7 protein-coding genes and 1 CRISPR repeat array are annotated in these 13,877 nt (G+C 70.3%); all 7 genes read right to left on the minus strand.

The window, feature by feature from the left end:
• Positions 1-51 precede the first annotated feature (51 nt).
• Positions 52-3,129: a CRISPR direct-repeat array (repeat unit 29 nt; unit sequence GGGACCACCCCCGCAGGCGCGGGGACCAC).
• A gap of 120 nt (positions 3,130-3,249) precedes the next feature.
• The 7 genes from cas2e to casA all read right to left on the minus strand — a co-directional run bounded on the left by cas2e (position 3,250) and on the right by casA (position 13,036).
• Positions 3,250-3,612: a type I-E CRISPR-associated endoribonuclease Cas2e gene (gene cas2e / locus ACFSJS_RS23865; protein WP_380903784.1), complete on the minus strand. Its 363-nt coding sequence runs from the start codon at positions 3,610-3,612 to the stop codon at positions 3,250-3,252.
• The gene (cas1e, locus tag ACFSJS_RS23870; RefSeq protein ID WP_380903786.1) at positions 3,609-4,556 is read right to left on the minus strand and encodes a type I-E CRISPR-associated endonuclease Cas1e; all 948 of its coding nucleotides are present in this window, start codon (positions 4,554-4,556) and stop codon (positions 3,609-3,611) included. Before cas1e ends, cas2e begins: the two co-directional genes overlap by 4 nt.
• A gap of 3 nt (positions 4,557-4,559) precedes the next feature.
• A complete protein-coding gene (cas6e, locus tag ACFSJS_RS23875) occupies positions 4,560-5,276 on the minus strand; it encodes a type I-E CRISPR-associated protein Cas6/Cse3/CasE (RefSeq protein ID WP_380903788.1) in 717 nt (238 codons plus the stop codon).
• Positions 5,276-6,034 (minus strand): type I-E CRISPR-associated protein Cas5/CasD, encoded by a 759-nt coding sequence (cas5e, locus tag ACFSJS_RS23880; protein ID WP_380903790.1) that lies wholly within the window; start codon positions 6,032-6,034, stop codon positions 5,276-5,278. Before cas5e ends, cas6e begins: the two co-directional genes overlap by 1 nt.
• Positions 6,031-7,230: a type I-E CRISPR-associated protein Cas7/Cse4/CasC gene (gene cas7e / locus ACFSJS_RS23885; protein WP_380903792.1), complete on the minus strand. Its 1,200-nt coding sequence runs from the start codon at positions 7,228-7,230 to the stop codon at positions 6,031-6,033. The genes cas5e and cas7e overlap by 4 nt, the downstream gene beginning before the upstream one ends.
• Positions 7,231-7,328: 98 nt before the next feature.
• The gene (gene casB, locus ACFSJS_RS23890) at positions 7,329-8,207 is read right to left on the minus strand and encodes a type I-E CRISPR-associated protein Cse2/CasB (protein ID WP_380903794.1); all 879 of its coding nucleotides are present in this window, start codon (positions 8,205-8,207) and stop codon (positions 7,329-7,331) included.
• Complete coding sequence (gene casA / locus ACFSJS_RS23895; RefSeq protein ID WP_380903796.1) at positions 8,204-13,036, minus strand: type I-E CRISPR-associated protein Cse1/CasA; 4,833 nt, start codon at positions 13,034-13,036, stop codon at positions 8,204-8,206. Before casA ends, casB begins: the two co-directional genes overlap by 4 nt.
• Positions 13,037-13,877: the final 841 nt, after the last annotated feature.

The raw sequence follows: 13,877 nt of genomic DNA on the forward strand, positions 1-13,877 counted from the left end.
CCGCAGGCGCGGGGACCACTGGCGGACATGCGCGGCATCTCCCTGAACACCGGGACCACCCCCGCAGGCGCGGGGACCACAGCTCCCACGTTTCGGTGTCGCCGGTGCCGGTGGGACCACCCCCGCAGGCGCGGGGACCACCAGTCCAAGCAGGTCGTGGAGGTGCGGGAAGCGGGACCACCCCCGCAGGCGCGGGGACCACAAGACGTGCGGCTGCATGAAGTGCATGGCCGAGGGACCACCCCCGCAGGCGCGGGGACCACATTCCGCAGGGCCCGGAGGAAGGCCCCCGACCGGGACCACCCCCGCAGGCGCGGGGACCACGCACTGAAGTGCCGCACCCCGGCGCTCGCCCGGGGACCACCCCCGCAGGCGCGGGGACCACTCCCGCTGGAACGCCGCGTACATGGCCGCCGCGGGACCACCCCCGCAGGCGCGGGGACCACATGCCGAGCGCACCGCCAGAACACGTCTGTGCGGGACCACCCCCGCAGGCGCGGGGACCACACCACCATCCCTGAGGAGGACGACATGCCGCTGGGACCACCCCCGCAGGCGCGGGGACCACCGGCCGGACGGCCCCGCCTTCGACATGGACCAGGGACCACCCCCGCAGGCGCGGGGACCACAGTCGGTCGACCGCGCGGGCCGTCCATTCGGCAGGACCACCCCCGCAGGCGCGGGGACCACAAGGGATCACCCCAGGGGCCCCCGTGTCGGGAGGGACCACCCCCGCAGGCGCGGGGACCACGCTTTCCCGCTCCTGCGGGGTGGACGCGCTTGGGGACCACCCCCGCAGGCGCGGGGACCACCCGCGGCCCCCACCGCCGGCTCCGGCGAGGAGGGGACCACCCCCGCAGGCGCGGGGACCACTCCAGCCGCCGCGGTGAGCTGGTCCTGGACCCGGGACCACCCCCGCAGGCGCGGGGACCACCGGTCGTGAAGAAGGGGCAGCTCGTACTCCGCGGGACCACCCCCGCAGGCGCGGGGACCACGTGCGGCGAGGACAACGGCTTCGTTTTCGACTGGGACCACCCCCGCAGGCGCGGGGACCACTTGTTCCTCGTCGCCCTGGCCGCCGCCCTGGCGGGACCACCCCCGCAGGCGCGGGGACCACTCGGCCAGCGGCCCGTGTTCTCCGGCGTTGGCGGGACCACCCCCGCAGGCGCGGGGACCACAACGAGAGTCGGGGGAGATCCGGGCCACGGCGGGGACCACCCCCGCAGGCGCGGGGACCACCGGATCGGACAGACGCATTCCAGCGTCGTAGAGGGACCACCCCCGCAGGCGCGGGGACCACCCGGGGATGCGTGGGAGCTTCTCCCTGCTGGAGGGACCACCCCCGCAGGCGCGGGGACCACCTGCTGCGCGGTCGCCTGCTCCCATGGGCCCGGGGACCACCCCCGCAGGCGCGGGGACCACTGGTCGGCGAACCATCCTCGCGGCGCGGTCTGGACCACCCCCGCAGGCGCGGGGACCACCGCCGCATACGTCGGGGAGGGGACGACGGTCAGGGACCACCCCCGCAGGCGCGGGGACCACACGCCCACCTGCGAGGCCGCGCCGCGGAGGAAGGGACCACCCCCGCAGGCGCGGGGACCACCCCTCCGGGTTGTGGCGCAGCATCCCGCGGACGGGACCACCCCCGCAGGCGCGGGGACCACCGTCGGCTGGACCGCGCCGCCCGGCGCGTCCGGGGACCACCCCCGCAGGCGCGGGGACCACGAGATCCGCAAGCAGGGCGACATCGGCTCCCTGGGACCACCCCCGCAGGCGCGGGGACCACACTCGCTGTACGCAGCACAGAATCGCATCTGTGGGACCACCCCCGCAGGCGCGGGGACCACAGGTGTTCATCGCGCGCCCGCGCTCCCAGATGGGGACCACCCCCGCAGGCGCGGGGACCACTCCCCCGAGATCCGGGCCCGACTGCGGGCCCTGGGACCACCCCCGCAGGCGCGGGGACCACATCAAGAGCATCGCCCAGTGGATCTGGAACTTTGGACCACCCCCGCAGGCGCGGGGACCACGGCTCCGGCGTGCGGCCGGCGCGCTGCGCGGCGGGACCACCCCCGCAGGCGCGGGGACCACCCTGCGCATGTCTTCCGGTTATGTCGGGCGCGGGGACCACCCCCGCAGGCGCGGGGACCACACGGTGATGCCAGGCAGGCAGCACCACAGGGCGGGACCACCCCCGCAGGCGCGGGGACCACTCGCCCACGTCCGCGGGGTTGGCGCGTCGACAGGGACCACCCCCGCAGGCGCGGGGACCACGACGGGTCATGGATGCAGACCGGCACCATGACGGGACCACCCCCGCAGGCGCGGGGACCACGTAAACCGGCGGGCGGCACTCCTCCACTTTGCGGGACCACCCCCGCAGGCGCGGGGACCACTGGGGACTACCTGGTGGCCCTGGACGTCCTCGGGGACCACCCCCGCAGGCGCGGGGACCACGCGACGATCCGGCCCGGCAGCGCCACGAAGAAGGGACCACCCCCGCAGGCGCGGGGACCACACCGACGTGGCGCGGTGGCTGATCGAGGACGGGGGACCACCCCCGCAGGCGCGGGGACCACTGTCCCCGGCCGCGGGCCCGGCCGCCGGGGGAGGGACCACCCCCGCAGGCGCGGGGACCACCTCCACGGGCTCCCCGTCGATCTCCGCAATGAGGGACCACCCCCGCAGGCGCGGGGACCACTCCACGATCCGCGTGCCGACCCTGGCCCCGGTGGGACCACCCCCGCAGGCGCGGGGACCACATCAAGTCCTTTGCGTCCTGGGTGTGGAACCTGGGACCACCCCCGCAGGCGCGGGGACCACGAGGACACCACCAAGGACCAGCTCATCGCCCGGGGACCACCCCCGCAGGCGCGGGGACCACTGGTTGCCGTTGCGCAGCACCCACGACACGTCGGGACCACCCCCGCAGGCGCGGGGACCACCAGGGTCGGGGAGGTTTTCGCCCAGTGGGGCTGGGACCACCCCCGCAGGCGCGGGGACCACCAGACCCTCGGCCTTGAGCGTGCGGACGGCCCGGGGACCACCCCCGCAGGCGCGGGGACCACCTCAAGTGCATCGAAGCGATGCGTGAGGGCCGGGGACCACCCCCGCAGGCGCGGGGACCACAGGCGCTGACCAGCGGCTTTACACCATGGAGTACTTGTTTTTACTTACTATTACGGAATCCGACATAGTGTGCGTTTTTGGATTTTTGTGATGTAGAGCTTTGTTGTGAAATCTCATCCGTTACCGCCCTCCGAAGCGCCGCCTCTTGGCTGCCTTGCTCCAGCCCTGGCGTGGACTTTGTGATGTGCGGGTTCCTTCGCGAGGGTTCGTAAGGTTTGGGCGATGGATCAAGGTTAGGCCCTCGTGGTCGACAGGGTGCCAGGCGTGGTCATGGCTCTCGAATGTGAAGCCCTGCTCGTTGTTGGTCTGGTACGCGAGCAGGGCGCGTCCTTGCCCCGAGTATTGGCGGACTTCAGCCCACAACACGTCTCGCACACGGGCTGAGGGAGAGCCCAGAAAGACTCCGGGGGAGATTTCGAGCAGCCAGCGGGTAAGGAACCCACGAAGTCCGGCAGGGCAGTTGGCGAGAATGATGACGGTCACCAGATGGGTTCTTCCCCGTAGTTGCGCCCGCTTTCGACGTGGAGGTCTCCGTCGGACTGCAGTGTCACGTGGTCCTGGGTATCCGCCGTCTCACGGGTGCCGTCGTAGCCGAGCAGGTCCTTGATGTCCCGTACGCAACGGTCGAGGAGGCCGGTTTGGTTGATGCGGTCCCGCAGGGCCCTCCGGGTACGTGTCGCCACATCCTCCGTACCCTCTGCTGCCGCGTCGAATGCTGCCGGTATCGCCACGTCGGTCTTGTACAGATCAGCCACGTCCAGGACGAAGGACCGCTCGTGTCCTGAGTGGACGAAGCCCAGTCCCGGTGAGCAACCGAGGGCTGTGACAACGGCGTGCGCGACGCCGTACATGCACTGTGCGGCCGCCGTCACCCCCTGGTTCGGCGCGTCCCCGGCGGAGAAGTCGCCGGGATGGTATTCGCGGCGACGCCAGGGGACGCCCGTACGGGTCGACTCGCGGCGGTAGCAATCCTTGAGGCGGCGGCCCTCCATGCTCAGGAGTTCTTGGCGGGTGCGGCCGGCAGGGTCCTCGTCCGGGAAGCGCAGGCGGTACATGGCCCGGGCCACCTCCAGCCGGGTACGTCGGTTCGCCCATGCCGCGGCCTGCGCTTCGACCAACCCCGAGGAACGGGTCAGGGCCCGCCCGCCTGCGTAGAAGCGCACCCCGTGCTCGCCCACCCACACCACCCCGGCTCCACATTCGCCGAGGACGGACATGGCCTGGTGAGTCACCCGGGTGCCCGGACCGAGGAGTAGGGTCCCGATGGTGGCGGACGGGATGTGGGTGACCCCGTCGGCGTCGGTGGCGGTGATCGCGTTGTCATCGCGATGCACGGTGCACCGCTCCAGGTAGACGAAGGAGAGCCGGTCACCGACTCGGGTGAGTTCGCGGGGTGAGGAGGCGCTTCGGCGGCTGACGGTACTCATCGCTCACCGCACCGGGGCGAGGGTCATCAGACCGCAGCCGTATGCCTTGGCCTTGCCCAGCCCGTGAGTGAGGGTGCGGCGAAAGGCGTGGATGTCGGTGATCCGCAGTCGGCCGTCGAAGGTGACCCGGACGAAGCGGACATCGTGTCGCAAGCCCGCTGTCTCGCGCTTGCGGAACTGGAGCGGCAACTGGTCGTGCACGATCACCTCGTGCTCATCGCCATGCTCGGTCAGCCGCCGGTCGGCGGGCTTCCGTGTCACTTCGAAGCCGGCCCGTTCCTGCCGCTGCAGCAGCCAGCCCAGTTGGTGCCGCCGGGTCAGATGCGCGGTCCGTTTCGTCCGGGACCCCTCGGGATCCCCCGGTTTGCGGATGTGGTGTACCGGGTTCGCCGTAAGTCGGAAGCCCCAGGTGTCGCCCACCGCGAGACCGTCCAGGAACTCCCCGTAGGCGAACGTGGTCCATCCAGGCTCCTCCAGGGTGGGCCAACCCGCTTGTTCGACGAGGTGGGTCAGATCGGGCCGGACGGGGCTGACCACGAACAGATCGGCCCGCCCTGAAGAGGTGCGGTCCACCCGCCACAGGACACGCGGTCCTTGGCCGTCCCGGGGTGGGAGGTCGGGGAAGGCCATGTTCACGGCGCCGTGTAGGAGGTGCGGTGACCCGAGGAGCCGGCGAGCCTCGGTGCGGGCGGTGTTGATGCGGAAACGGGTCAGGTACATCAGGGGGTCCTTGGGAAGCTCTCTGCCGTGGTACTTGTGGGCGGACCGGCGGGGCGGAGGGCGGCGGTCGGATCATGGCGCGGCGGAGCGGTGGTCCGTTCAGTGCGGATGCCCCGCAGTTCGTACTGCCGGTGGCGCGGGTCGAAGCTGATCGGCGTGTCCCGGAGGGACAGGTGCGGAGTCTCGGCCTGTGGGCAGTCGAGCAGCAGGTCCAGCGACTCGGGACCAGCCGGATCGTTCCCGCTCATCACCGCTCGTTCCAGTTGCCTGACGTACCACGTGGACGCCTGCCACTCGGCGTTGCGCAAGGCGTCCTCCAGAGAGGTCCCCTCCAGAGGCGGTCCCATCTCGATGGGCCGGGACGGCGGACAGGAGCGGCGGCCGAGATATGGCAGGAAGCGCGGTGCGAGCAGGGCCTGATGCAGGCACCGGATCAGCTCCGCGTCTCCTTCCACTCCGGCGACGAACACCGCGTCGGCGAGGTAGAACCGCTCGGACAGCGGCATCGCCTTGCCGGAATCGGCGTGATGGGCGGTGTGGAAGTCCCGCAGACGCGAGCCGGGCTGGTCGATCCGTACGCCGAACCGCAGCGTCGCCAGGTCCGAGAGGTCCGCGTCCCGCGGGCGGCCCTGGGCGGCGGCCAGCAGGCCGAGCACTCCGCTCTTGGTGGGCGCGTTCTCCGTACTGCGACGGGCGAAGCGGGCGGCCGAGCCCCAGGACTGGAGGGGACCCGCGAGCCGCAGCAGCAGCACCGTCATGTGCCGGACCCCAGCCGCTGCGCCACCACGTCCCTGACCTCCCGCACCAAGGCATCCAGGGACACCTCGGAGCCGAGCGGTGCGAGTGCCTCCGTTTCCTCGCCGACGCGGAAGACCCAGCTCTGGTCCTTCGACACCAGACCGTACTGCCGCTCCAGGTCTGGTACGTAGGACGCGAGCCGCCGGCAGCTCTCCCGCAGGAATCCGCCTGCCGGGCTTTTCGGCACCGGCTCCTCGAAGGCGCCGACGAAGCTGACCGGCCAGCGGTCGCGCAGCTTCACGATCACCGCGGAGGGCAGGGTGTGGTTGCCGAACGTGTTGATCTTCCCGGTCGGGAGGGAGGTGATGAAGGCTTCGAGAAAGGCACTGACCGCCCTCTCCACGGGCGTGCTCGGCGACTCGTCCTCTCGGAGACCGAGGCCGAGGTTACGCTGCAGTTCGTCGACGTCCACGGCGGCGTACCGGTAGAGGGTCGCGGAGTTGAAGTCGATGGTGCCGATCATTCCGGCGCCGGACTCGTCGTCGGGGCTGCGGTCGTCCACCGCGGTGTAGTAGTCGGACTCGATGTCCGACTTATGCACGCTGATGGCATGGGCCACCTGCGTCGCCGCCTCCACGTTGAGGTCGGCGGAGTCCGCGACCATTCGCCCGAAGAGCGCGATGTCCACCGAGTGCCGGGTGTCGACGGCCTGCCGGGCCCTGGTCTTGTTCTCCCTGTCCTTGAGATGCTCCTTGAGCGCCTTCACGTCACCGCCGGGGCCACTGCCCGCGACGGCCAGCGCGGCGAGGGCGTCCAGTTGCCTCCTGCTCAGGAACATCAGGTACGGGGACTCGGGTGCGGCGGAGCCGTTCTCGTCGTTCTTCGCCTTGCGCTTGGGTACTTCGACCGTTGAACCGGTCGCGGCCTTCACCATCTCGGCGGCGAGCTGGACCGCCACCGGTTCCAGCGACGCGTCCCTGGCGACGATCCGCTCGGCCAGCGCCTCGGCCACCTTCTTCGTCCGGACGCCGAGTTCCTCGGAAGGCAGAAGGGTGTTGAAGGCTTTCCGGGTGGCGCGTTTCCACGCCTGGCTGGAGACCCGCGCCCGTCGGACGCCCCCGAAGTACGCCGACTTCGGGGTGCCGGTGTCGTCGCGGTTCAGATTGCTCGGCGGGACGGTCTGGAGGATGTGGATATCGAGGATGGTTCGGGTCACCGTGGTTCCGTTCTTCTCGCGGCCTTGTCTGGGCTCGTTGACATGCAGGACGCCGGGCCCAAGCACTGAGGCATGGACGGCGGAAGGGTGGGGACGCGCTAGTCGCCCGCGTCGTCGCTCGTGAAGTCCGGTCGGCCGCTGTCCGAGGGAGGCGTGCTGCCACCGTCATCGCCGTCCGCTTCGGTCCTTCCGTACGTGAGATGGAACTCACGTCCCCAGGCGCGTCGGATGTCGTCCTGGTGGTCCTCGTCCTGCCAGCGACAGATCTGGTCGGCGAGGAGCCCGTAGTCCAGGGGGATCCGCGAGGCGCGGAGCAGCAGCACCATTTCACGCAGTCGGCCGCTCAGGGTGTCGACGTCGGTTGAGGTCCCGATCCGCACGAAGCGTTTGCGGATGGTCGCGCTGACTTCTTCGACCGGCTCGGGCTCCTGCGCCTCGCCGCCGTCCGAACCCACCTCGGCGTCGTGACTCCGAGCGGGGTCCTGCGTACCGGTCTTTCCATGGGCCAGCCGTCGTACCGCACGGCCGAGGGACCAGCCGGGTACGTGCATCGGTTCGTCACGCAGGGACTGCTGGTGCAGCGCCCAGAGGGTCACCGCGAGATGGACCGCCCTCTCCTCACGCTCCGCACGCTGCTCGTTCCTCCTCCGCGCGGTCGGCGAGAAGTACCTCGGCGCGGCCTCCCGGCCCTCTCGGCGCTCCTGCTCCTGTCGGCGCTCCTGTTCCCGGATCTCGGTCAGTGCCTCCAGGTCGTCGAGGCCCCAGCCGGTGGGTGACGCGTACGCGTCCCGTCCGGCCTCGCGCCGCAGTCTGGCCACCGCCGCCACCGCTGCCGGAACGTCCTGCCGGTATCCCGCCTGCAGCCGGGTGACGGTGCGAAGCGTGGCCCGCCGGGAGAGGGAGTACCTGCGCCGACCGTCGCTCTCGGGCCGAGTGGAGCCGTCCCTGTCCTCGGCGTGCCGCGTACTCGTGGTCATGATGCGCTCCCCGTACGGTTGTCGCGGACGGCTCCGGGACCGGCCTGGTGCTGCGGGATCGGGACTCCGGCGCCGGGCCGCCCCGCGGCCGGGCCCAGCACCTTGCTCAGCCGCTTGATGAACCAGTCGCTGGCGCGGCCGGCGTCCATCAAGCGGACACCGAGGCCGGGAATGTCGGTCAGCCGTCCCTCGTCGGCCGCGGGCCCTGCGGAAGCGAGAAGTTGACGACCGAGCCGCAGAACGTGCCGGCGCACCGTGCTCCGCCACTCCTGTCGTGCCGTGGCCAGATCGGGATAGGACAGCAGTTCCTTGAGCCATGCCCGGTATGGGCCGTCCAGCGTCCCGAACCCCAGGTCGCGGGCGGCGGCGACGGACGAGCCGGGGTCCGTGCCGGCGGCCCGGGCAAGGTTTCCGGCGAGCTGGCCCAGGGCCGCCACGGCCAGCTCCGCCTCGTTGACCGCATCCACGGCCGCGGCACCGTACACCGGGTTCCCCTCGTGCAGGGTGATCACCGGCAGGACCACGGAGTCGTCCACGATCTCGTCCACCACGGACTGCTGGGTGCCGTACACCGCTCCGACCAGTCGCAGCCGGACCAGTGTGCCCGGGTTGATCTCGCTGGAGGTGATCACCTGGGTGAACCACCTGGCCACACCGGGGCGCAGGGTGGCGGCGGCCTCGCCGCGTCTCCCGATGTCCGTCGCCTGCTGCCGAGCCGGCAGCAGGGCGCCCAGTCCGCGCCAGGCCGCCTGGCTCGGATCGTGTCGGCGCGGCGTGTACACCGGAGCCCGGCCCTGCTTCTTCTCCTGCGCCGGGCTGCGACGCCAGCCCGACATCGGCTCCAGCTTCCATGGGGCGGACAGGGCGAGCGGATCGCCGTATCCGAGGACCACTCCGGTCACCGCGCCGTTCTCGGGATGCAACCGGACTCTCCTGGACTGCCAGGTGTACAGGTCTCGCAGACCACTGGGCCGGCGTACCCCGGAGCCGTTCTCGCACGGCCCGGGCCCCAGCGGAGGGCGCCGCCACACGGGCCGGTCCTCAGGAACACGGCCACTGCCGTCTTCGGGCTCTCCGTGTACTTCTTCGAAGGCGATGAGGTTGAGCAGCAGAGTCTCCCGCAGCGTGGTGCCTTCCGCGAAGATGCCTCCCAGATTTCCCAGCGATCCCACACCCAGGGGATAGACCTTTCCCGATTTGGCCCGCGCCTCGTCGCCGACCATCGCGGATTTGATGCCGGAAGTGTCGTAGGCGTGGATGTGCACCAACCATCGGGCGGCCTCCGCGTAGGGCAGACGGTCGACTCCCGGACGCCGCATGGAGAAAAAGGCACTGCCCACAGGCACGTCGGCGACGATCCGGCTGAGCGGTGCCAGTTCGTCCTTCGCGGTACGCAGCCCTGCCACCTGGTAGAACGGCTGCTCGGCATGGAACAGATCGAAGCGATCCCGGTGACGGTTGAGATAGGCGGGAACGGCGGAGAAAGGATCGGCCGAAAGCCAGAGGTCCTCCCAGTCCTCGATTTCGGCGGGGCCGTCCAGGGCGTCGTACAGAATCGCGAGCAGCAGCCGCAGCAGGGCCATCTCCTGAGTGGGCAGATCACCCACCAGCCGCCGCAGGCCGTCGGCTTGCGTGAAGAGGTCGAGCAGGGACACCTCCTCGACCGTCCCGTCCAGGTGTTGCACGGGCAACCACGGCGTGGAGACCAGATCGAAGGACGGCGGTCCGGAGGCTGTCGAGGACTCCGTACTCATCGGGTTTCCCCCCGCGTGCTCCTCGGACACGGGGACACGGTCAACGGACGTAACCGCCGGAGATTCCTGGTCGCACGTGCTCTGCTCACTCTGACCGCCTTCCTCCCGACCAGACCCGCTTTCGGATGTGCTTGTCTCGCCCCTGGACGCACCGGGACTGTTTGCAGGCACGTCCGGGGACGTCACCCGTAGTCCGTCGGTCGGGCTGTACGTGAGGTCGAAGCCTGACAGACGGGTCTGACAACGCGCATCGAGAACGAGCAACAGCTCCCCCGCCAGCCATGGGCACTCCTTCACCTGCCAGGCCGGCACCAGAAAACGCTCCAACTCGTCGATGGTGCGGTCGATCAGCCAGGGCTTGCTGAAGCGCCCCGGCAGCGTCAGGGCGCTCGCGGCCACCGCCTCGGCCGCACGTCGGCTCGGCGGGAAGTCGGTGGGCAGTTCCAGGCTGCCCCGCCCACCCTCCCTACCACCGTCCAGCCACGGCACGGTGGTCAGCCGTCCGTCGGCTTGCCGCTGGACGACCAGTACCTCCAGGGTCTCTCCGCTGTCCCGCACCTGGGCGCGGCCCGCGCGGCTGTCGTCCGCGTCTCCGGCGTGTGCCTCCAGCCACCCGTACACCGGCCGCCCTGGCCGCCGTACCGGACCGAGCAGGAACCCCTCCGCCTTCTCCCGCTTCTCCGCGAGCAGCGCCAGGTGATTCGTCTGCGCCTCGCCCAGCTTCTGCGCCCATGTGTCCGGTCCGACCTGGCCCTCGCCGTAGGCGCTCTGTACCAGAGGGCTGATGTCGTCGGGGAGTTGCAAGGGCTTCCCGCTCAAGTACGGGTCGAGCACGGCCAGTGATCGCAGTAGCGTGTACTCGCCCGAGTACACGGCCCGCGATCCATTGACGGGCCACGGCGGCGTGGCCTGCCAGTCCACACCGGTCACCAGGCAGCGGGCCCGGGCCAGGCGCGGGGGCCGTCGCCGCGGGTGCCGATGCAGCCGCCCCATCCGCTGCAGTACCAGGTCCACCGGCGCGAGATCGGTGACCAGCAGATCGAAGTCGATGTCGAGGGACTGCTCCACCACCTGGCTGGCCACCACCACGTGCCGGTCGGGCCGCCGGTCACCTTCCGGACCGAACCGCCGCAGCAGATCGGCATCCTTCGCGGCTCGGTCGGCGGCCAGGAACCGCGAGTGCGCCACCGTCACCGCTTTATCCCCGAACCGCTTCCGCAGGACTTCGGCGGCCTCCAGCACGCGGCCGACCGTGTTGCGGACGACCAAGGCGCAGCCCCCATCGGCCAGTTCCTCCGCCAGTCGGTCGGCCAGTACCGTCACGTCATCGTCCAGCCGTTCCAACAGCACATCCGTACGGCGTCCCGAGGCGGGCGCGGACCGTGCGGTGAGAGCTGGACGGCCCGGGGCGACGGCGGTGATCAGAGGGTAGGCGTCTGCGGCCGTCTCCACATCCGCTCCCGCCGGACCTGCGTATGCGGCGGCCAGGCTGCGCCTGCGCTCGGCCGGGAGGGTCGCGGAGAGCAGCACGACCGGCACCCGGTACGCCGCCAGCCACTCCAGCACCCGATCCAGGTACCGCCCCATGTACGCGTCGTAGGCGTGCACCTCGTCGATGACGACGACCTTGCTCGCCACTGCCAGATGCCGCAGCGCCAGGTGTCGGCTCTTCAGCCCGGCGAACAGCACCTGATCGATGGTGCCCACCGCGAACGAGGCCAGTAGCTGCTTCTTCCGTCCCCGCAGCCACTGGTGAGCATGGAGCCCGGCCGGTTGGGCCCGCACCGTCCGCACTTCACCGACCCGCTCCCCGCCATCCGGATCGACGGCGGCGATGGACCGGTGTCCCTGCCGCAGCAATCCTGCCCAGAGGTCGTTGAGCGCTGCCTTGGCGTGCGCCAGGACGACGGAACGAGACCCTCCGTCGCCCTGCGGCAACCGGTCCAGCCAAGCCAGCAGCCGGGAGAACATGGCGTCACCCGTGGCCCGCGTGGGCAGCGCCACCAGCACGCCCCCGGCACCCGTCCGCGCCGCGAGGACCTCTGCTGCCGCGAGTGCCGCCTCGGTCTTCCCCTCTCCCATGGGAGCCTCGATCATCAGCAATCCGGCCGTCGGCATGGATCGCGCCATCCGTACCGCCTCCGACTGGACCGGCCGTACCGATGCGCCTCCCAACCTCGGGAATCGCTCCGCGAACAGTTCCTGCGCCGACCCCTGCGGTACCTGGGGCACCCAGGATTTCGGCAGGTCCAGTCCGTCCCAGGCAGCCCGCAGCCGACGCCGTTCGCCGACCGGTCCGACGGGTTGCCAGGTCTCGGGGTCGTACGGGAAGAGCTCCGGTGCACTGGCGATCCAGTCGGACATGATCACCAGAGCCGTCAGGATCACCTGCACGGGCTGAGGCAGCCGCACCGTCCCCCACTCCGGCAGCCGTTCTGCCACCTTTGCCAGATCGGCGCAGCCGTCCATCAACTCGTACTGGACTCCGCGCCATACTTCCTCGCTTGGCCCTGGGTGTCGCAGCAGATGCGGGCGGAGCTGGAGATCGTGTATCTGCTGATGGTCGGGAGGCGTCCCGTGATGGCCACCTGCCACGACGGCAAACTGTCCGGAGGCTCGGCCTCCGAGCCCGAACCGTTCGGCCATCCACTCCTGTAGCAACAGTTGCCCGGCCAACCCGTGAGGCGCCAACCGCCGGTCCAACCCGTATTCCTTGGCCGTGGGCATGTCGAGCCCGGTGTCCCGCATGCGCGTGGCCAACGTTTCGACCTGACATGAGAAGGCGGGGGTCGATTTGCCTACATCGTGCACTGCTGCCAGGAATTTTATGAGTTTACGGGCATCCGTCTCCCCGGCGGGCAGCGTCTCGGCCACCAATCCCCTGACCGAACGAGGTACCCAGTGCTCCCACAGCTTCTCGGCGACAGCCCCGCTGTCCGCCATGTGCCGCCAGAGTGGAAGCCAGCCTTCCGTCTTTCGGTCGTGCTTTGCCCATGCCGTTCGCGTTGCTGGGGACAGGCGACTGAACGGAGCCTCGCCTTCGATGGGATCCGGGATCACGGATGCATGGAACATGCCTGAAGCCCCCTGAGGATGCGTTACTGCGAAACGCCCTGATGGCGCGAGGCGAGGTGATAAGTGGGTCTCCGGCGAACACAGGTGCGGTGGGGGGTCCGGCGTCGGCTTCGGCCGACGCCGGACCCCCCACCGCATGTCAGGCCCGGTGCTTCAGCCGCTTCGGCTGAGCCAGCACCACGATCACCACCGCGACGGCGCCCCAGACCCAGGGCGCGTACGGGGAGGGGGTCGAGGGGTAGGCGGTGAGAAGCGCCACGAGCAGGCCATAGCCGAGAGGCTCGGGCAGATGAGTAAGCACCACGGGTACGATTACCTCGTTCCTTGGTTGAGACCCTAATGGAACATGCCGGGCCCGTCTTTCTCGTGGCAGCGAGAAGTGACGCGGGCCCGGCTTTCGTTTGTCAGAGCTGTTATCTGACGGACCGTCGGCAGGAGCGTAGCAGAGTGCCGCCTCTCGGTGTGCTTGTTGCTGAGATGGGGTGACGGATCCTCTTCCCAGTTCGTCCTCCCTTCGGTCCCGGTCAACCATCTCCCTTCTGCCGTGGTCAACTTTCAACGACTGTCGCGCTACCAGCCCCGCAGCTGCGGGGAGCACTTCGAACGCCGCCTGGACGGCTTCTCTTCCCAGGGGCCACCCCCGCCACAGCTGGGGAACTCCTTGCTTGACGCGAGGAGCGGGCGGCCTGGGAGGGCCACAAGCGTGGCCACCTTAGCGGGCCCCAAGTCCGCCAGTGAGCGCCCACCAGTGCCAGGCCATCTGGACGGTTACGCGGCGACGGGGTGGTCCCCGTCGTGGAAGACACGCCGTTCCTGCGCGGAGTCCGTCGCGTCCGCGGTA

This window comes from Streptomyces desertarenae, assembly GCF_042681365.1.
Lineage (GTDB): Bacteria > Actinomycetota > Actinomycetes > Streptomycetales > Streptomycetaceae > Streptomyces > Streptomyces desertarenae.

Excerpts from the sequence above, each read along its gene's own strand:
- casB (WP_380903794.1), bottom strand. The coding sequence starts at position 8,207 with ATGACCACGAGTACGCGGCACGCCGAGGACAGGGACGGCTCCACTCGG.
- casA (WP_380903796.1), bottom strand. The coding sequence starts at position 13,036 with ATGTTCCATGCATCCGTGATCCCGGATCCCATCGAAGGCGAGGCTCCG.
- cas5e (WP_380903790.1), bottom strand. The coding sequence starts at position 6,034 with ATGACGGTGCTGCTGCTGCGGCTCGCGGGTCCCCTCCAGTCCTGGGGC.
- cas1e (WP_380903786.1), bottom strand. The coding sequence starts at position 4,556 with ATGAGTACCGTCAGCCGCCGAAGCGCCTCCTCACCCCGCGAACTCACC.
- cas6e (WP_380903788.1), bottom strand. The coding sequence starts at position 5,276 with ATGTACCTGACCCGTTTCCGCATCAACACCGCCCGCACCGAGGCTCGC.